Below are 409 nucleotides of genomic sequence, written 5' to 3' on the forward strand. Positions count from 1 at the left end.
GTCAGCGGTGTTTGAAGCGATCCTGTCCCTGCTCTTGAACGACATGCAAGCCAGCCCCCGCAAGGAGGTCGGCGATCTGGTGCGATTGCTGGATTCCACCACGGTGAGCTTGTTTGCCAAGACCCACAAGGACATGCGCTATCGCAGCAACAACAGTGCAATCAAACTGCATTTGCTGTTCGACCCCGACAGCCAAAGCCCCACCTGGTTCCAGGTCAGTCCTGCGCGGCTTCACGACAGCCATGTTTGCGCCGAACTGCCTGTGAAGGAAGGCGCCACCTATGTCTTTGACAGAGCTTACAATAATGCAGACTTCTGGGCCGATATCGATGCTGCGGGCGCGATCTTCGTCACCCGGCCCAAATCCACTCTGGCCTATGAGGTGCAGCACGCAACGGTCCATCACGAC

Annotated in this window: 1 protein-coding gene; it reads left to right on the top strand. The window is 57.5% G+C overall.

Annotation, left to right across the window (positions count from 1 at the left end):
* Nucleotides 1-409: transposase (locus ACXAH0_RS25175; protein WP_475196048.1), on the top strand; the 409-nt coding region annotated here is incomplete at both ends.

This window comes from Roseibium sp. AWQ4_290 (assembly GCF_056160985.1).